Annotated in this window: 17 protein-coding genes; 6 read left to right on the top strand and 11 right to left on the bottom strand. The window is 53.7% G+C overall.

Annotated features, from left to right (window positions below):
* Window position 1: 1 nt before the first annotated feature.
* The 3 genes from speD to E2L00_RS10750 form a co-directional block, all read right to left on the bottom strand.
* Window positions 2-796, bottom strand: a complete 795-nt coding sequence (gene speD / locus E2L00_RS10760; protein WP_167610996.1) for an adenosylmethionine decarboxylase — start codon at window positions 794-796, stop codon at window positions 2-4.
* Window positions 797-810: 14 nt separating this feature from the next.
* Entirely contained in the window at window positions 811-1,677 is an 867-nt protein-coding gene (gene speE / locus E2L00_RS10755; RefSeq protein ID WP_167610994.1) for a polyamine aminopropyltransferase, read from the bottom strand.
* Window positions 1,678-1,786: 109 nt separating this feature from the next.
* Window positions 1,787-2,134 (bottom strand): YacC family pilotin-like protein, encoded by a 348-nt coding sequence (locus E2L00_RS10750; protein WP_121266924.1) that lies wholly within the window; start codon window positions 2,132-2,134, stop codon window positions 1,787-1,789.
* Between the two features lie 145 nt (window positions 2,135-2,279).
* Here E2L00_RS10750 and cueO point away from each other — a divergent pair, with 145 nt between their 5' ends.
* Window positions 2,280-3,821, top strand: coding sequence for a multicopper oxidase CueO (cueO, locus tag E2L00_RS10745; RefSeq protein ID WP_167610991.1), 1,542 nt, complete (start codon window positions 2,280-2,282; stop codon window positions 3,819-3,821).
* 69 nt (window positions 3,822-3,890) lie between these two features.
* On the opposite strand, the gene E2L00_RS10740 is transcribed toward cueO, so the two are convergent.
* A complete protein-coding gene (locus E2L00_RS10740) occupies window positions 3,891-6,323 on the bottom strand; it encodes a glucose/quinate/shikimate family membrane-bound PQQ-dependent dehydrogenase (protein WP_167610988.1) in 2,433 nt (810 codons plus the stop codon).
* A gap of 145 nt (window positions 6,324-6,468) precedes the next feature.
* Between E2L00_RS10740 and hpt the strand changes: the two genes are divergently transcribed.
* Window positions 6,469-7,005, top strand: coding sequence for a hypoxanthine phosphoribosyltransferase (hpt, locus tag E2L00_RS10735; RefSeq protein ID WP_167610985.1), 537 nt, complete (start codon window positions 6,469-6,471; stop codon window positions 7,003-7,005).
* Between the two features lie 224 nt (window positions 7,006-7,229).
* On the opposite strand, the gene can is transcribed toward hpt, so the two are convergent.
* Window positions 7,230-7,910, bottom strand: coding sequence for a carbonate dehydratase (gene can, locus E2L00_RS10730; protein ID WP_167610982.1), 681 nt, complete (start codon window positions 7,908-7,910; stop codon window positions 7,230-7,232).
* Between the two features lie 108 nt (window positions 7,911-8,018).
* Here can and E2L00_RS10725 point away from each other — a divergent pair, with 108 nt between their 5' ends.
* From E2L00_RS10725 to E2L00_RS10710, 4 genes are all read left to right on the top strand, one after another.
* Window positions 8,019-8,942, top strand: a complete 924-nt coding sequence (locus tag E2L00_RS10725; protein WP_167610979.1) for an ABC transporter ATP-binding protein — start codon at window positions 8,019-8,021, stop codon at window positions 8,940-8,942.
* Entirely contained in the window at window positions 8,939-9,709 is a 771-nt protein-coding gene (locus tag E2L00_RS10720; RefSeq protein ID WP_167610977.1) for an ABC transporter permease, read from the top strand. Before E2L00_RS10725 ends, E2L00_RS10720 begins: the two co-directional genes overlap by 4 nt.
* A 118-nt stretch (window positions 9,710-9,827) precedes the next feature.
* Entirely contained in the window at window positions 9,828-10,262 is a 435-nt protein-coding gene (locus tag E2L00_RS10715) for a PTS sugar transporter subunit IIA (RefSeq protein ID WP_167610974.1), read from the top strand.
* Window positions 10,263-10,340: 78 nt separating this feature from the next.
* Window positions 10,341-11,591: a polysaccharide deacetylase family protein gene (locus E2L00_RS10710; RefSeq protein WP_167610971.1), complete on the top strand. Its 1,251-nt coding sequence runs from the start codon at window positions 10,341-10,343 to the stop codon at window positions 11,589-11,591.
* Between the two features lie 206 nt (window positions 11,592-11,797).
* Here E2L00_RS10710 and panD read toward each other — a convergent pair whose 3' ends face one another.
* The 6 genes from panD to gluQRS all read right to left on the bottom strand — a co-directional run bounded on the left by panD (window position 11,798) and on the right by gluQRS (window position 16,831).
* The gene (panD, locus tag E2L00_RS10705; protein WP_167610968.1) at window positions 11,798-12,178 is read right to left on the bottom strand and encodes an aspartate 1-decarboxylase; all 381 of its coding nucleotides are present in this window, start codon (window positions 12,176-12,178) and stop codon (window positions 11,798-11,800) included.
* 93 nt (window positions 12,179-12,271) lie between these two features.
* Window positions 12,272-13,126: a pantoate--beta-alanine ligase gene (panC, locus tag E2L00_RS10700; RefSeq protein ID WP_167610965.1), complete on the bottom strand. Its 855-nt coding sequence runs from the start codon at window positions 13,124-13,126 to the stop codon at window positions 12,272-12,274.
* Between the two features lie 13 nt (window positions 13,127-13,139).
* Window positions 13,140-13,934, bottom strand: a complete 795-nt coding sequence (gene panB / locus E2L00_RS10695; RefSeq protein ID WP_167610962.1) for a 3-methyl-2-oxobutanoate hydroxymethyltransferase — start codon at window positions 13,932-13,934, stop codon at window positions 13,140-13,142.
* Between the two features lie 70 nt (window positions 13,935-14,004).
* Window positions 14,005-14,484, bottom strand: a complete 480-nt coding sequence (folK, locus tag E2L00_RS10690; protein WP_167610959.1) for a 2-amino-4-hydroxy-6-hydroxymethyldihydropteridine diphosphokinase — start codon at window positions 14,482-14,484, stop codon at window positions 14,005-14,007.
* Complete coding sequence (pcnB, locus tag E2L00_RS10685) at window positions 14,481-15,878, bottom strand: polynucleotide adenylyltransferase PcnB (RefSeq protein ID WP_338031923.1); 1,398 nt, start codon at window positions 15,876-15,878, stop codon at window positions 14,481-14,483. The genes folK and pcnB overlap by 4 nt, the downstream gene beginning before the upstream one ends.
* A gap of 56 nt (window positions 15,879-15,934) precedes the next feature.
* Window positions 15,935-16,831: a tRNA glutamyl-Q(34) synthetase GluQRS gene (gene gluQRS / locus E2L00_RS10680; RefSeq protein ID WP_167610953.1), complete on the bottom strand. Its 897-nt coding sequence runs from the start codon at window positions 16,829-16,831 to the stop codon at window positions 15,935-15,937.
* Window positions 16,832-16,862: the final 31 nt, after the last annotated feature.

The raw sequence follows: 16,862 nt of genomic DNA, 5'->3' as shown, positions 1-16,862 counted from the left end.
ATCAAATGTGTGGGATATTGCGCCCGTAATAAATCTCGCGCATCTCTTTCCAGAGTAAATCCGTGATCGTTCTGCGTTCCGCTTCGCTCAGGTCCTCCGGACGGGTGTGGAACATGTAATGCTTCAGATCGAACTCTTTTAATAACATCTTGGTATGGAAGATGTTTTCCTGATAAACGTTCACGTCCACCATGTCGTACAGCGCTTTCATGTCATCGGACATAAAGTTCTGAATCGAATTGATTTCATGATCGATAAAATGCTTCATGCCGTTCACGTCGCGGGTAAAGCCGCGCACGCGATAATCAACGGTGACGATATCGGATTCAAGCTGGTGGATGAGGTAGTTCAGCGCCTTAAGCGGTGAAATAACGCCGCAGGTCGATACTTCTATGTCGGCCCTGAAAGTACACAGGCCGCCTTCCGGGTGGCTTTCCGGATAGGTGTGCACGCAAATATGGCTTTTATCAAGGTGGGCGACGATGACGTCCGGCAGCGGACCGGGATGTTCGGACTTGTCGATGCTTTGCGGATCGACAGGCTCTTCGCTGACCAGAATAGTGACGCTGGCGCCCTGCGGTTCGTAGTCCTGGCGGGCGATATTCAAAATATTCGCACCAATAATAGAACAGGTCTCGCTGAGGATCTCCGTCAGACGGTTCGCGTTATACAGCTCATCAATATACGCAATATAACCATCACGCTCTTCGGCGGTTTTGGCATAGCAAATATCGTAAATACAAAAACTCAGGCTTTTCGTCAGGTTGTTAAAGCCGTGTAGTTTCAGCTTTTTCAATTTTTATCACCTCCTTAGGATGACTGACAGGCCAGCGCATCTTGCAAATATTGCGGCAAAGCGAATGCCGCCGTGTGGATTGCCGGATTGTAATAGCGGCAGGTAATACCGGCCTTCTGGAATCGTGCCTGGATGATTTCGGTGCCGGGATGGCGCAGGGCGGGATTGTCCGTTGCCCATGCAAAGGTCATGATGCCGCCGAAATAGGTCGGGATCGCCGCCTGGTAAAAGCTGACGTCTGCAAAGTAATGGCCGAGCTTGCGGTGGCTATCGATGGCTTCATCCTGTTGCAGGAAGCAGACACCGTTTTGCGCGACGAAAATACCGCCCGGGTTCAGGCAGCGTTTGCAGCCTTCGTAAAACGCGGAAGTAAACAGGCTTTCGCCCGGCCCGATTGGGTCGGTACAGTCGGAAATAATCACGTCAAACTTTTGCGTGGTCTGGGTAACAAAGTTGACGCCGTCGTCGATAACCAGCCTAAAGCGCGGATCGTCGTAGCTGCCGGCATTGTGATTCGGCAGATACTGGCGGCAAAAAGACACTACGCCTGCATCGATTTCTACCATGGTGATGCTTTCAACGTTCTTATGACGCGTGACCTCACGCAGCATCGCGCCATCGCCGCCGCCGATAATCAGCACCTGTTTCGCCTGACCATGAGCCAGCAGCGGAACGTGCGTCATCATTTCATGGTAAATAAACTCATCGCGCTCGGTGGTTTGCACCACGCCGTCTAACGCCATCACGCGCCCAAAAGCGGCGTTCTCGAAGATGACCAGATCCTGGTGTTCCGTCTTCTCGTGATAGAGCACATTGTCGATGGCAAAGTACTGGCCAAAATTTTCATGCAGCGTTTCGCGCCACACTTTTTTATCGGTCATGGTCCTGGGCCTCTTCATTCACACCCTTGAAAAATGGGCGCAACATAATAGTCAACAATAGCCGCGTATGCACGGCTACTATTTCAGCAGAAATCCTGGGGAGGGCGGGTTACTTAACGTAGGCGAGCAGGCTTAAAGAGTCACGGGCCAACGATTTACATTTGTTTGCCGTCGGGATAGCGATGCCGCTCAGATCGCGATAGCTGTCCTCACCCAGTGCCTTCATGTTGAAGCTATCGTAGTTGCTTAAATCCCACTGGTTTTGCTGAGCAAAAAAGACCAGCGCGCGACGAATCTGTCCGTTAGGGAGGTTCTGGTAGCCACAATCATTTTTCAAAAATACAAACACCGCAGTCAGATCGGCCATATCTTCCGCTTCGGATTCGCTAAGTGCCTGACTGCTGGTAGAAAAGGCCAGCAAAACACCCAACATTAACGCCCTAACTCCCATCTTCATCACGTCTACCACTTTTTATCAGATGCGAAACGTTATCACAGTTAATTGGACCACGACGAGATTTATTATCTGCCGCAAACTTGACCTTCCCGCTGGGGAAAGGTTTATGCTCACAGGCACGCCTGCTGACTTAAAGGAACTGAATATGCATCGCCGTGATTTTCTGAAACATTCCGCCGCCTTTGGCGCTTTTAGCGCGCTGCCGCTCTGGAGCCGTGCGGCGTTAGCGATGGACCAGCCCGTCTTACCGATACCCGCTTTACTCGCGCCGGATGCTAAAAACAGCATTCGCTTAACCGTTCAATCCGGCAAAATTGCTTTTGGGGCAAAATCAGCCACCACCTGGGGTTACAATGGCAATCTGCTTGGTCCTGCCTTACAACTTACCCGGGACGAAACTGTCACCGTAAATATTTATAATAGCCTGGCTGAAGAAACTACGGTGCACTGGCATGGTCTGGAAGTGCCGGGCGAGGTTGACGGCGGCCCGCAAGGCGTGATTGCCGCAGGTGGAAAACGCAGCGTGACTTTCACCCCGCAGCAACGCGCGGCGACGTGCTGGTTCCATCCTCATCAGCACGGTAAAACCGGGCATCAGGTTGCAATGGGGCTTGCGGGTCTGGTGTTAATTGAAGATACGCCAGGCCGCCAGCTAATGTTGCCAAAGCAGTGGGGCATCGACGATGTTCCGCTGATTATTCAGGATAAAAATTTTTCCGCAGACGGACAGATTGATTACAGGCTGGACGTAATGCGCGCTGCGGTAGGCTGGTTCGGCGATACCTTGCTGTGCAATGGCGTAAGCTATCCGCAGCATTCCAATCCACGCGGCTGGCTGCGTCTGCGTTTGCTGAACGGCTGTAACGCCCGTTCCCTGAACATTGCCGCCAGCGACAACCGTCCTCTGTACGTGATTGCCAGCGACGGCGGTTTTCTGGCCGAACCGGTGAAGGTTACCGAACTGTCGATGCTGACGGGCGAGCGTTTCGAAGTGCTGGTGGATACCCTCGACGGCAAACCTTTTGATATTGTCACGCTGCCTGTCAAACAAATAGGCATGACCGTGGCGCCGTTTGATAAACCGGTGCCGGTCGCACGTATTCAGCCGCTGCGTATTGCCGCTTCGGGAACGCTACCGGATAAGCTGGTGGACGTGCCGGCGTTGCCTGCGCTCGCAGGGCTAACCGAACGCTGGCTGCAACTGATGATGGACCCGATGCTCGACATGATGGGCATGCAGGCGCTGACGGAGAAATATGGCGACCGTGCGCTGGCTGGTATAAATCACGGCGGCATGAACCACGGCCAGATGAATCACGGGCAGATGGGGCACGATTTTGACTTCCATAATGCCAACAAGATCAACGGCAAAGCTTTCGATATGCATGCGCCCGCTTTTGCCTCCGTTAAGGGAAAATATGAGAAGTGGACGATCTCAGGTGAAGGCGACATGATGCTGCACCCGTTCCATATTCACGGCACGCAGTTCCGCATTCTGAGCGAGAACGGTCAGCCGGTCGCGGCGCATCGTCAGGGCTGGAAGGATACGGTTCACGTAGAAGGCGGACGCAGCGAGGTGCTGGTGCGCTTTAATCATCAGGCATCTGCAGAACATGCGTATATGGCGCACTGTCATCTGCTTGAACATGAAGATACGGGCATGATGCTTGGCTTTACCGTGGCGTAAAAAAATGCCCACACCGTAAGGTGCGGGCATTTTCAATTATGTCTCTCTCCAGAAGAGAGCAATGAAGGTTTACTTAGCGTCGTCCGGTAAAGCGTAAGCGACGATGTAATCGCCCATCGTCGTGCCGAAGGAGCCGTGGCCACCTGCGGAAATTACGACGTACTGCTTACCGTTCACTTCATAAGTCATCGGCGTTGCCTGGCCACCGGCCGGCAGACGAGCCTGCCACAGTTTTTCACCGTTGCTCATGTTATACGCGCGCAGATAGTTATCTGCGGTTGCACCAATGAACAGGACGTTGCCCGCCGTGGAAATTGGGCCGCCCAGCATCGGCATGCCCATTTTAAACGGCAGCGGAAGCGGCGAGCTGTCGCGCACGGTACCGATACGTTTTTTCCACACCACTTCGTTGGTTTTCAGATCCAACGCAGAGATGTAGCCCCACGCCGGTTGCTTACAAGGTAAGCCGAACGGAGAGAGGAACGGATTGAGCGTTACGCCATAAGGCACACCGTACTGCGGCTGAATACCTACCTCAGAACCGGTGCCCTGTCCGTCTGCAGGCGGTTCCATTGGGTTGCCCGGGCCACGCGGCATCAGTTTAGAGACAAACGGCAACGCCATTGGGTTGGCAATCGCTACCTGACGATTAGGATCGACAGAAATACCGCCCCATTCGAACATGCCCAGGTTACCAGGGAATACCAGCGTGCCTTGCTCAGATGGCGGAGTGAAGATGCCTTCATAACGCAGCTTGTGGAAGATTACGCGGCAGACCAGCTGATCATAGATGGTCGCGCCCCACATATCCGCACCGCTCAGATTTTTCTTCGGACGGAAGCTCAGATCGGAGAACGGTTGGGTAGGTGAGACATGGTCGCCTTTCGCCGCGCCTTGTGGTACAGGTTTTTCCGGAGCCGGAACCACCAGCTTGCCGTCACGGCGATCCAAAACAAAGATGTTGCCGGTTTTTCCCGGTGCGTAGATTACCGGAACGGTGTTGCCGCTCTTATCGGTGATATCCGCAAGCGTTGGCTGAGCGGGAATATCCATATCCCACAGATCGTGGTGCACGGTTTGATAGGACCAGGCCAGTTTACCGGTCGTGGCGTTCAGCGCCAGAATACTGCTGGCGTAGCGCTCCTGTTCCGGCGTGCGGTTGCCGCCCCAGATATCCGGCGTGGTCACGCCCATTGGCAGATACACCAGATCCAGTTTGGCATCGTAAGCTGCCGGCGCCCAGGAGTTCGGTGAGTTGATGGAGAAGTGATGCTCATCGCCTGGAATAGCATTCGGCTCCTTCGCACCCGGATCGAACACCCACAGCAGTTTTCCGCTGTTCACATCAAACCCACGAATCACGCCAGATGGCTCACGGGTGGAGTAGTTATCCGTTACCGCACCCGCAACAACGATAACTTTATCAGTGACGATTGGCGGTGAAGTCGGCTCATACATGCCAGGCGTCGTTACCGGCATATTGGTTTGCAGATTCAGAATGCCTTTGTTAGCAAAGCTTTCGCATAGCTGACCGTTATCAGCGTTCACGGCAAACATGCGGCCATCATTCACCGGAAGAAGAATGCGGCGCGGGCAGTCTGAAACCGCGTCCGGGCTGGCGTTATCCGCTGTAGCTTCATGATAAGAAACGCCACGGCAGGTCACGTGCTGGAACGTAGGGTTAGTATCCATACGCGGATCAAATTTCCACTTCTGTTTACCCGTTGCGGCATCCAGCGCGAAAAGCTGCTGGTGTGCGGTACACAGGTAAAGCGTGTCACGGATTTTGATCGGGGTAACTTCGTTAGTGATTTCGCCCGGATCGGTTGGGCGTTTCACATCGCCAGTCTGGAACGACCAGGCTTCCTTCAGCTGACCAACGTTTTTATCGTTGATCTGTTTTAAAGGAGAATAGCGCTGGCCTTCCTGATTACGGCCATAAGCAGGCCAGTCGGCATCAGGAATTGTGGAAGCCGGCGCGGCAGAAGCGGTTGCGTCTGTATTAAGCGTGCCGTTAATTTCCTGCGGATCGTTAAATACCGCCCAGATCAGAGCCACAACCGTGATAGCCAGAACGGCACCTAACGCCGGTGCGGCGCCTGCGGTGGGCAGAATGAACTGGCGATAGACAAAAGGTAACAACAACCATACGCCAAAGAAGAAGAGCACGTCTAAACGCGGCGTCAGCGCCCAGAAATCGAAACCGACTTCCCAGACGGCCCATGCCAGGGTGCAAAGCAGCAATGCGGCATAAATCCACAAGGCCAGCGCTTTGCGTTGCCACAGTAACCATGCGGTGACAAGCATCACCACCCCTGCAATTGGATAGTAATATGACCCACCAATTGCCACTAACCATATTCCGCCAATAAGTAAATACAACCCGGTAAGCACCGCAAACAGGGCTGATAAGGCCGCGAGAACACGCGATCCTGAGTTATTTATTTTCACAATTATCACGCTCTTAAAAGTTTGATAGCAATTGATTATAGTTATTAACATGTGTGATCTGCATCACATAAATAGCTTTTTATTGAAAATGCCTGCAATTGTGATTTGCTGTTATACTGCTGGCCTGAATATTTTGTGTTGGATTAAACTGAACCGGCGCTGGATTATTTGATTTTAAAATCATTTGGTTATAGATATGAAACATAGTGTAGAAGTCATGATTCCGGAAACGGAAATCAAAGCCCGCATCGCTGAACTTGGCCGCCTGATAAGTGAACATTATTGCGACAGCGGCAGTGATATGGTGCTGGTGGGGTTGTTGCGCGGTTCGTTTATGTTTATGGCGGACCTGTGCCGTGAAGTGCAGGTGCCCCATGAAGTCGATTTCATGACCGCCTCCAGCTACGGCAGCGGCATGTCCACCACCCGCGATGTGAAAATCCTCAAAGACCTGGACGAAGATATCCGCGGCAAAGACGTGCTGATTGTGGAAGACATCATCGATTCCGGCAACACGTTAAGCAAAGTGCGTGAAATTCTCAGCCTGCGCCAGCCAAAATCCCTCGCTATCTGCACGCTGCTGGATAAACCAGAGCGCCGCGAAGTGGACGTCAACGTTGAGTGGGTTGGTTTTTCCATTCCCGACGAATTTGTGGTGGGTTACGGTATTGATTACGCTCAGCGCTATCGTCATCTGCCCTACGTTGGCAAAGTAGTGCTGCTGGACGAATAACTTAACAATCAGCGACTTAACGAGCAGAAAAGCAAAGGGCCTTCAGGCCCTTGAGACTGATGACAAACCTCATAGCTTACGAAGTTCTGGAAGATGCCAGCCTAAAATTAACAGCAAAATCAATTCATGATTTTCGGCAAATAACCACAAAGAAGGAAAAACCACGCTTTTTCCTTCTTTGTCAGTAATCTAAAGGGCCTTCAGGGCCCTTTTTGCTATCTGCATTATTCCGCAGTTACTCTATTCTTATGGCTGCTATGGGACTGTCGCAGGTTTGAAATCCCGCTACGGTAACCCTGTTCAAGCGATTCGCGGCTGGTTGCCGTCACTTCCAGATCGCGCAGACGACCATCGTGTATGCCGTAGGCCCAGCCGTGTACGGTGACTTTTTGCCCGCGCTTCCATGCGGATTGCATAATCGTGGAGTGGCCCAGGTTATACACCTGTTCCATAACGTTCAGCTCACATAAGGTATCAAGGCGCTGTTCCTGCGGAAGCTCTCCCAGCAGCGAACTATGCTTGAACCAGATATCACGAATGTGCAGCAGCCAGTTGTTGATAAGCCCTAAATCCGGGTTTTCAACCGCCGCCTGTACGCCGCCGCATCCGTAGTGCCCGCAAATAATGATGTGTTCAACTTCAAGCACATCTACCGCGTATTGCACGACAGAAAGGCAGTTTAAGTCGGTGTGGATAACCAGGTTCGCCACGTTACGGTGAACAAACAGTTCACCGGGTTCAAGGCCGGTCAGACGTTCAGCCGGTACGCGGCTATCCGAGCAGCCAATCCACAGAAAACGGGGTTTCTGTGCCAAAGCCAGGCGTTCGAAAAAGCCCGGATCTTCATCTTCCATCAGTTTTGACCACATCTGGTTATTGCTGATGAGCGTATCTATATCTTTCATGGAGGTTAACAACCTGTAACCGAATAAGTGCGTTGAGGTAATATAGGGCAACTCGATAAATTTTAAAACTGCTTAACAAATTTGCATCATGAAAGGTAATCCCAAACAATGACCATTGCATTAGAACTATCTAAGCTCACGAAAACCTATCCCGGCGGCGTACAGGCGCTGCGCGGCATAGATCTTCGCGTCGAAGCGGGGGATTTTTATGCTTTACTTGGCCCGAACGGCGCAGGCAAATCCACCACCATCGGAATAATCAGCTCGCTGGTGAATAAAACTTCTGGCCGCGTGCGGGTGTTTGGTTACGACCTGCAGATGGATGTGGTAAATGCAAAGCGCCAGCTTGGTCTGGTCCCACAGGAATTTAACTTCAACCCGTTTGAGACGGTGCAGCAGATCGTTGTACATCAGGCTGGCTACTACGGCGTTGAGCGTGGCGAAGCGATAGCGCGCAGCGAAAAGTATTTAAAACAGCTCGATCTGTGGGAAAAACGCAACGAACGTGCGCGCATGCTATCAGGCGGCATGAAACGTCGCTTAATGATCGCCCGCGCCCTGATGCACGAGCCTAAGCTGTTGATTCTTGATGAACCAACCGCAGGCGTGGATATCGAACTTCGGCGTTCCATGTGGGGCTTCTTAAAGGATCTGAACGACAAAGGCACCACCATCATTCTGACCACGCACTATCTGGAAGAAGCGGAGATGCTGTGCCGCAATATCGGCATTATTCAGAGCGGCGAACTGGTAGAAAACACCTCGATGAAATCGCTACTTTCCAAGCTCAAGTCCGAAACTTTTATTCTCGATCTGGCGCCAAAAAGCCCGCTGCCGAAGCTTGACGGCTATCAGTATCGTCTGGTCGATACCGCAACGCTTGAAGTAGAAGTCCTGCGTGAACAGGGAGTTAACAGCGTCTTTAGCCAGTTAAGCGCGCAAGGGATTCAGGTATTAAGTATGCGTAACAAAGCCAACCGTCTGGAAGAGCTATTCGTCACGCTGGTAACGAAAAAAGGAGACCAGGCATGATGCATCTTTATTGGGTGGCATTAAAAAGCATCTGGACCAAAGAGATCCACCGCTTCACCCGCATCTGGATCCAGACGTTAGTACCGCCTGTCATCACCATGACGCTGTACTTTATTATTTTCGGTAACCTGATTGGCTCGCGCATCGGCGAAATGCACGGCTTTACCTATATGCAATTTATCGTGCCGGGTTTGATCATGATGGCGGTGATCACCAACGCTTATGCAAACGTCGCCTCATCGTTCTTCAGCGCGAAGTTCCAGCGTAATATTGAAGAGCTGCTGGTGGCCCCGGTGCCAACGCATGTGATCATCGCTGGTTACGTTGGCGGCGGCGTGGCGCGTGGCCTGTGTGTCGGCGTGCTGGTGACGGCGATTTCGCTGTTTTTCGTGCCGTTCCAGGTACACTCATGGCTGTTCGTAGCCCTGACCCTGGTGCTGACCGCGATTCTGTTTTCACTGGCGGGATTACTTAACGCCGTGTTCGCCAGAACCTTTGATGATATCAGCCTGATCCCCACGTTTGTGCTGACGCCGCTGACCTATCTGGGCGGCGTATTCTACTCGCTGACGCTGCTGCCGCCGTTCTGGCAGGCGCTGTCGCACCTGAATCCAATCGTCTATATGATCAGCGGCTTCCGCTTTGGCTTCCTCGGCATCAGCGATGTGCCGTTACTCTTCACCGTAGTGGTGCTGGTGGCCTTTATCGCCGCGTTCTATCTGCTGTGCTGGTATCTGATCCAGCGTGGTCGAGGCTTGCGCAGCTAGCCGTACAGGCTTCCCCTGCGGGGGAAGTCCGTCAGGTTTTCCCGTCGAAGATTGACTGACATCACGCCGCCCGACATCCATTCTGGCAAACTGGCATTTCGCTAACGGGAGAGGCGATATGTTGGGATGGGTGCTCGCAGGTCACGACTACTTTGCACAGAATATGCTGGACGTTATGGAAAAACGCTTTGGTCCGCAACCTCAGTGCTACGCCGTCAATTTCTGGCAGGGACTAAGTACGAATATGCTCAGCCGCATGCTGTGCGATGCGATTTACAAATGTGATTCCGGAGACGGCGTCATCTTCCTGACGGATAAAACGGGCGCAGCGCCTTACCGTACAGCCGCGCAGCTGAGCCATAAACACCCTCATTGCGAAGTTATCTCCGGCGTCACGCTACCGCTGCTTTTCGCCATGCGCTATCATCGCGATACGCTCTCAAGCGCTGCTTTCCGCCAGTTCATCGTGGAGCAGGGGGGCAAAGAGGTCACCAGCCTCTGGCATCAGCAGCAAAAATATCCACCCTTTGTCCCGGCATCATTATCGACTTGAAAGGTTGGTATCGGGCGGGTTTTTGTTAGAATAAGCCCTCCTTCCCGTCGTTATGCAAAAAGTGTCATCAAATCCGTTATGCTAACTCGCTTTTTCTTCTGCCTGTTGATGCTGTTCTGTGTCGGTACGGCTAACGCCAGCCTGCTCAGCAGCCATGCAACCCCCGCGCAATATATGCAAACTACCGAGGATGCCGATATCTGGGCGCAGGTGGGGAATAAGGTCATCTCGGTTGGCACAATACAGGAAGGACAGATTCTCGCGGTGGTGCCTGCTGCTGCGGATTACTATGAATTCAGGTTTGGTTTCGGCACCGGCTTTATCGATAAAACGCATCTCGGGCCGGTGGCAGGCAAGCAGCGTGTTGAAGACCGCCTGGGCGATTTAAACAAGCCGCTCAGCAATCAAAATCTTGTCACCTTTCGCGATGTGCAAATCTATAACGCCCCGAGCGCCGGCAGCGCGCCTTTTGGAACGCTGGCAAAAAATTTGCGTTACCCTGTTATTGCCCGCCTGAAAGATCGCCTCAACCAGACCTGGTTTCAAATCCGCATCGGCAACCGTCTGGGCTATGTAAGCGGCCTGGATGCGCAGCAGGATAACGGCATTCCGGTGCTGACTTACCATCACATCCTGCGTGACGAAGAAAACACCCGCTTCCGCCATACTTCAACAACCACTTCCGTGGTGGCTTTCAGCAACCAAATGACCTGGCTGCGCGATATGGGCTATACCACGCTGACCATGTATCAGCTCGAAGGTTACGTGCGTAATCGTATGAATTTGCCGGCGCGTTCGGTGGCGATCACCTTTGATGACGGGCTAAAATCAGTTTATCGCTACGCTTACCCAATTCTTAAAGAGTATGGCTTTAAAGCGACCTCGTTTATTATCTCGTCACGTATCAAGCGTCGCCCGCAGCCGTGGAATCCGCAAGCATTGCAGTTTATGAGCGTCCAGGAATTGCAGGCCAGCCAGGACGTCTTTGACGTGCAGTCCCACACGCATTTCCTGCACCGGGTTGACGGTTATCGTCACCCAATCTTACTAAGCCGCAGCTATCATAATGTTCTGTTTGATTTTGAACGCTCAAGACGCGCGCTGGCGCAGTTCAATCCACACGTGCTGTATCTGTCTTATCCATTCGGCGGCTATGACGACAAGGCGGTAAAGGCCGCGAATAACGCGGGATTTCATATGGCGGTGACAACGGTGAGGGGCAAGGTGAAGCCGGGAGATAATCCGTTCTTGCTAAAACGGCTTTATATTTTGCGGACGGATTCGCTGGAGACCATGTCGAGATTGATCACCAATCAGCCCGGATCTTAGGAAAAAAAAGACCCGCTTTAAGCGGTCTCAGCTTGCTGACAAACTTTCAACCAACACAGGTTGAACGTATGCCTTCGAATAAAAAATAAGGAAAATCAACGGATTGATTTTCGGCTGATAAACACAAAGAAGGAAAAACCACGCTTTTTCTTTCTTTGTCGGCTATATAAGACCCGCTTTAAGCGGGCCTTTTTCTGCTCAGAACCTTAAGCTACCTGAACCGGCACGGCTTTTGCCAGGCGCTTCATCTCGTTCTCGCCGTCAAAATAGGCGACTTTGGGCTGCCAGCTGCGGGCCTGCTCGTCCGGCATCGTCACGTAAGTGGCGATAATCAGAATGTCGCCCACGTCGGCGCAGTGCGCCGCTGCACCGTTGACGGAGATAATTTTAGAACCGCGCTCACCGGCGATGGCGTAAGTGGAAAAACGCTTGCCGTTGGTCACATTGTAAATATCGATGGCTTCATATTCCAGAATGCCTGCCGCCTCCAGGAAGTCCTGATCGATGGCGCAGGAGCCTTCATAGTGCAAGTCCGCCTGGGTCACTTTCACGCGGTGTAACTTGCCTTGCAGCATGGTGCGAATCATAAATTAAACCTTAGTTACTGGGCCGAAACGGCATCGAAAAATATCGATCCCATGAATATATCGCAGCAGTATTGCCCGTTTTTCAGACAGTGTCTACTGCGCTAAATCAACCTGAATATTATCAATCAGACGCGCCTGACCAAGCCATGCGGCCATCAGAATCACCGCGCGTTTACTCTCCGAACCCAGCTCCAGCAGCGTGTCCGCATCGCGAATTTGCAGATCGTCAGCACGGAAGCCTTGTGCGTTCAGCTCGGTTGCTGCAATGGCCAGCATTTCCTGGATATCACGCTCGCCCGCACGCAGTTTATCGGCCAGCGAGTTCATAACCCTGGAAAGGCCTGGGGCGATTTTGCGCTGCTCGGCGCTCAGGTAACCGTTGCGGGAACTTAGCGCCAGACCGTCTTTAGCGCGCACCGTTGGCACGCCGATAATCTCGATGTCGTAGCCCATATCGGCAACCATTTTGCGGATAAGCGCCAGCTGCTGGTAATCCTTTTCGCCAAAGCAGGCGACATCAGGCTGAACCAGGTTAAATAGTTTGCTGACGATAGTGGATACGCCGCGGAAATGACCCGGACGGCTCGCGCCTTCAAGGATGGTGGAGATTCCCGGCACATCGACGAAGGTCTGAGTATCCATGCCCTGCGGATACACGTCTGACGGGGCAGGGGCAAATACCAGATCGACTTTACGGCGATTCAGTTTCTCGCAGTCTTCCTGCAAAGTGCGCGGGTAGCGCGCCAGATCTTCCGGGCGGTCGAACTGCATTGGATTCACAAAAATGCTCACCACCACGACATCGGCCACGGCTTTCGCTTCTTCAACCAGCGTCATGTGCCCGTCGTGCAGATTGCCCATGGTCGGTACCAGCGCGATGCGTTTACCTTCCTGGCGCCAGCGGCGAATTTGCAGGCGGAGCTGCGGTAACGTTTCGATAATCAACACGCCTTTTCTCCTGTCAGTGGAAACTGTGTTCTTCGCCCGGATAGGCGCCGGACTCAACTTCAGCGGCATACTGGCGCACGGCTGCGCGCATATCGCCTGCCTCGGTCAGAAAGTTTTTCGCAAATTTCGGAATATGACCGCCGGTAATGCCGAAGGCATCGTGCATCACCAGAATCTGGCCGTCAGTAACGTTGCCGGCACCGATGCCAATCACCGGAATGGTCAGTGCATCGGTAATACGTTTAGCCAGCGCGACCGGCACACACTCCAGCACCAATAGCTGAATGCCCGCGGCTTCGAGCGCTACGGCATCGTCAAACAATGTTTGCGCGGCCGCTTCATCGCGCCCCTGAATCTTGTAGCCGCCGAAGATATTCACCGACTGCGGCGTCAGCCCCAGGTGGCCGCAAACGGGTACGGCTCGCTCGGTTAACATTTTGACGGTTTCAACCAGCCAGCGTCCGCCTTCAATTTTCACCATGTTGGCCTCGGCGCGCATCACTGCCGCTGAATTGGCAAAAGCCTGCTCTGGCGTGGCGTAAGCCATGAACGGAAGGTCTGCAAGCAGCAGGCAATGCGGCGCGCCGCGGCGAACGGCGCGCGTGTGGTAAGCGATATCCTCTACGGTTACCGGCAGCGTAGAGTCGTGCCCCTGAACGGTCATCCCTAATGAATCGCCAACCAGCATCACACCGATGCCTTCTTCGGCAAACAGTTTGGCGAAGCTGAAGTCATACGCGGTGATGGTGGCGAATTTACGTTGAGCCTGTTTCCATTGGCGCAACTGAGACATTGTGGTTGGTTTCATGGCAATCCCTGGATTGGAATAGTGAGGGAGTGTAATCGATTGCTATTTTAACAAAGGAACAGATTCGGTGTTACCAGTAAGTAATGCCCGCGCGGGAAAGCTTTTCGAGCACATCGGCGACGCGCTGTCCGTCCGGGAAGGTGCAGTCAGGCGCAATTTCTGACAGCGGAACCAGCATAAACGCCCGGTTCCTCATATCGTAATGAGGCACGGTCAGACGCGGCGTGGAAAGGATTAAATCGCCGAACAGCATGATGTCGAGATCAAGCGTGCGTGGCCCCCAGCGTTCAGCTTTACGCACGCGACCCTGCTCAAGTTCGATACGCTGAGTATGGTCAAGCAGTGCTTCCGGGGAGAGGGCTGTTTCCAGCGCCACGGCGGCATTCAGATAATCTGGTTGATCCTGCGGGCCGAGCGGTGGGGTGCGATAAAAAGAGGACGTGGCGACCACCCGACTGTGCGGAATGGCCGCTATGGCGTTAAGCGCTGAGGCAACCTGCTCCAGCGGCGACGCCTGATTGCTGCCCAGCGCGATATACGCCAGCGTCATGCAGCTCCACCGCTGCGCGGCGCACGCTTGCGCGGACGGCGATGGCGGCGACGTGCTGCGGGTTCATCACCCAACTCGTTGAGCATGTCTTTTTGTGCCGGAGGCGCTGCGACCTGGAACTCGCCCCACCATTTGGTCAGACGCAGCAGCTCCTGGTTGTTTTCCACTTCGGCACGTAAGGCCAGAAGATCGTAGGCGGCGCGGAATTTAGGATGCTCCATCAGTTTCCAGGCGCGTTTGCCCTGGCGGCGTGACAGACGCAGCTGAAGGGACCAAATGTCACGCACAAGGGTCGTGATACGTTTTGGGATCGCCAGCGCACGGCAGGCTTCGTCCAGCACTTCGTTCATCGCCAGGGCGAACGCGTCCATATAGGCGAGGCCGCTTTCCTGGGTCAGCTTCTGTGCCATCTCAAGCTGTGGGTACCAGAACATGGCGGAGAACAAGAAGGCCGGATTAACGCGCATATCATTTTGAATGCGGTTATCGGTGTTCTTCAGCACCCGGGCAACCATGTGCTCCATCGGGCTGTCGCCCTGCTCGGTAAAGTTGCGGGTGATAATCGGGAACAGCGGCTGGAACAACTGATATTCACGCAGCAGTTCGTAAGTTGCGTAGCCGTGTCCAGCCTGCAACAGCTTGAGGGATTCCTCGAACAGGCGAGCGGGCGGCACGTCGTTAATCAACGTAGCGAGACGTGGAATCGGTTCGCCGGTTTCCGGGCTGATGGACATATTCAGCTTGGCTGCAAAGCGTACCGCACGCAGCATACGTACCGGATCTTCACGGTAGCGCGTTTCCGGATCGCCAATCAGGCGAATCACGCCGTTGCGTAAATCACGCAGGCCGCCGACGTAATCACGGACGGAAAAATCCGCCACGCTGTAATAAAGACTGTTAATCGTGAAGTCGCGGCGCTGGGCATCTTCTTCAATGGAGCCGAAGATATTATCGCGCAGCAGCATGCCGTTTTGTCCGGTTTGCGAGGTCTGGCGATCGGCTTTTTGTTCTTCGTGGTGCCCGCGGAAGGTGGCGACCTCGATAATTTCCGGCCCAAACATCACGTGGGCGAGGCGGAAGCGACGGCCTACCAGGCGGCAGTTGCGGAACAGTTTACGCACCTGATCCGGCGTGGCGCTGGTCGTTACGTCAAAATCTTTCGGTTTTTTGCCCAGCAGAAGGTCGCGAACGCCGCCGCCAACGAGATATGCCTCGTAGCCCGCTTTGTTCAGTCGATAGAGCACCTTGAGGGCATTTTCACTGATATCTTTGCGGGAAATAGCGTGCTGGTCACGCGGGATGACCGTGATTTGCGGGAGATCTTCGCTCTCCTGCGCCACAACATCATCGCGGTTGAGCACCTTGCGGCAAAAATTAGCGACTCGGGTAAAAATGGTCCACCTCGGCAGTGTCAATCATAGGGACAAAAAAAACAGCGGCTAATCATAGCTCAGTGTGGGGCATTTGAGAATGCTGTATTCATGGATGCATGTAATGGAACGTTGGCCAGCGCCCACTTTTCCACCGCTTCGCTTAGCAGATCCTCAAGGGTAAGATCCCGCCAGTGGGAAATAACCGGCTGGTTTAAGAAGGTTAAAGCGGCAGCCAATACCGGGCGTGGATCGCCCTGCGGCAGCGCGGGCGCATGGTTTTGCTTGGATAATTTATTCCCCTGACCGTTTAGCGCTAAAGGCAGATGAACGTAATCCGGTACCCGAAAGCCAAGCTGCTGATAAAGCGAAATTTGTCTTACGGTCGGTTCGATTAAATCGGCGCCGCGCACGATTTCGGTCACGCCCTGGTAATTATCATCAACCACCACGGCGAGGTTATAGGCAAACAGCCCGTCGCGGCGGTGGATAATAAAATCTTCCCGCGCAAGATGCTCGTCGGCCACTAACCTGCCGCGCAGGCGATCCTCAAAACTTAATACCGGATGCTGTTGCACCAGGCGCATCGCCGCGTTGTCTGGCCCCTGGTTTAACGTCCGACAATGGCCGTCGTAAAAACCGCCGATCTGCTGAATGCGGCTGCGGGTACAGGTGCAGTAATAGCTTAAGCCGTGCTGACGCAGCCAGGCCAGCGCTTCGCGGTAGGCTTCATGGCGCGCGGACTGCCACAGCACTTCGCCATCCCAGCGCAGGCCGTAATGGTCAAGCTGACGCAAAATCGTCTCAGCGGCGCCGGGTACTTCGCGGGGAGGATCGATATCTTCGATGCGGACCAGCCACTGGCCCTGATTCGCACGTGCCTGCAAATAGCTGCCAAGGGCGGCAATCAGCGAGCCGAAATGGAGCTCGCCGGAAGGCGAGGGGGCAAAGCGCCCGATGTAGTGAGGAGCTGTCATGAGCCTACAAATAAGTAAGGCGGGAGAGTCT

This window comes from Cedecea colo, assembly GCF_011808225.1.
Lineage (GTDB): Bacteria > Pseudomonadota > Gammaproteobacteria > Enterobacterales > Enterobacteriaceae > Dryocola > Dryocola colo.
The sequence above is the reverse complement of the archived record's forward strand: the minus strand, read 5'-3'. Positions and strand labels throughout refer to the sequence as shown.

What these genes read in the sequence shown, in the direction of transcription:
- speE (WP_167610994.1), bottom strand. Translation starts at nt 1,677, where the DNA reads ATGACCGATAAAAAAGTGTGGCGCGAAACGCTGCATGAAAATTTTGGC.
- E2L00_RS10750 (WP_121266924.1), bottom strand. Translation starts at nt 2,134, where the DNA reads ATGAAGATGGGAGTTAGGGCGTTAATGTTGGGTGTTTTGCTGGCCTTT.
- cueO (WP_167610991.1), top strand. Translation starts at nt 2,280, where the DNA reads ATGCATCGCCGTGATTTTCTGAAACATTCCGCCGCCTTTGGCGCTTTT.
- E2L00_RS10740 (WP_167610988.1), bottom strand. Translation starts at nt 6,323, where the DNA reads ATGTTAATAACTATAATCAATTGCTATCAAACTTTTAAGAGCGTGATA.
- hpt (WP_167610985.1), top strand. Translation starts at nt 6,469, where the DNA reads ATGAAACATAGTGTAGAAGTCATGATTCCGGAAACGGAAATCAAAGCC.
- can (WP_167610982.1), bottom strand. Translation starts at nt 7,910, where the DNA reads ATGAAAGATATAGATACGCTCATCAGCAATAACCAGATGTGGTCAAAA.
- E2L00_RS10725 (WP_167610979.1), top strand. Translation starts at nt 8,019, where the DNA reads ATGACCATTGCATTAGAACTATCTAAGCTCACGAAAACCTATCCCGGC.
- E2L00_RS10720 (WP_167610977.1), top strand. Translation starts at nt 8,939, where the DNA reads ATGATGCATCTTTATTGGGTGGCATTAAAAAGCATCTGGACCAAAGAG.
- E2L00_RS10715 (WP_167610974.1), top strand. Translation starts at nt 9,828, where the DNA reads ATGTTGGGATGGGTGCTCGCAGGTCACGACTACTTTGCACAGAATATG.
- E2L00_RS10710 (WP_167610971.1), top strand. Translation starts at nt 10,341, where the DNA reads ATGCTAACTCGCTTTTTCTTCTGCCTGTTGATGCTGTTCTGTGTCGGT.
- panD (WP_167610968.1), bottom strand. Translation starts at nt 12,178, where the DNA reads ATGATTCGCACCATGCTGCAAGGCAAGTTACACCGCGTGAAAGTGACC.
- panB (WP_167610962.1), bottom strand. Translation starts at nt 13,934, where the DNA reads ATGAAACCAACCACAATGTCTCAGTTGCGCCAATGGAAACAGGCTCAA.
- folK (WP_167610959.1), bottom strand. Translation starts at nt 14,484, where the DNA reads ATGACGCTGGCGTATATCGCGCTGGGCAGCAATCAGGCGTCGCCGCTG.
- gluQRS (WP_167610953.1), bottom strand. Translation starts at nt 16,831, where the DNA reads ATGACAGCTCCTCACTACATCGGGCGCTTTGCCCCCTCGCCTTCCGGC.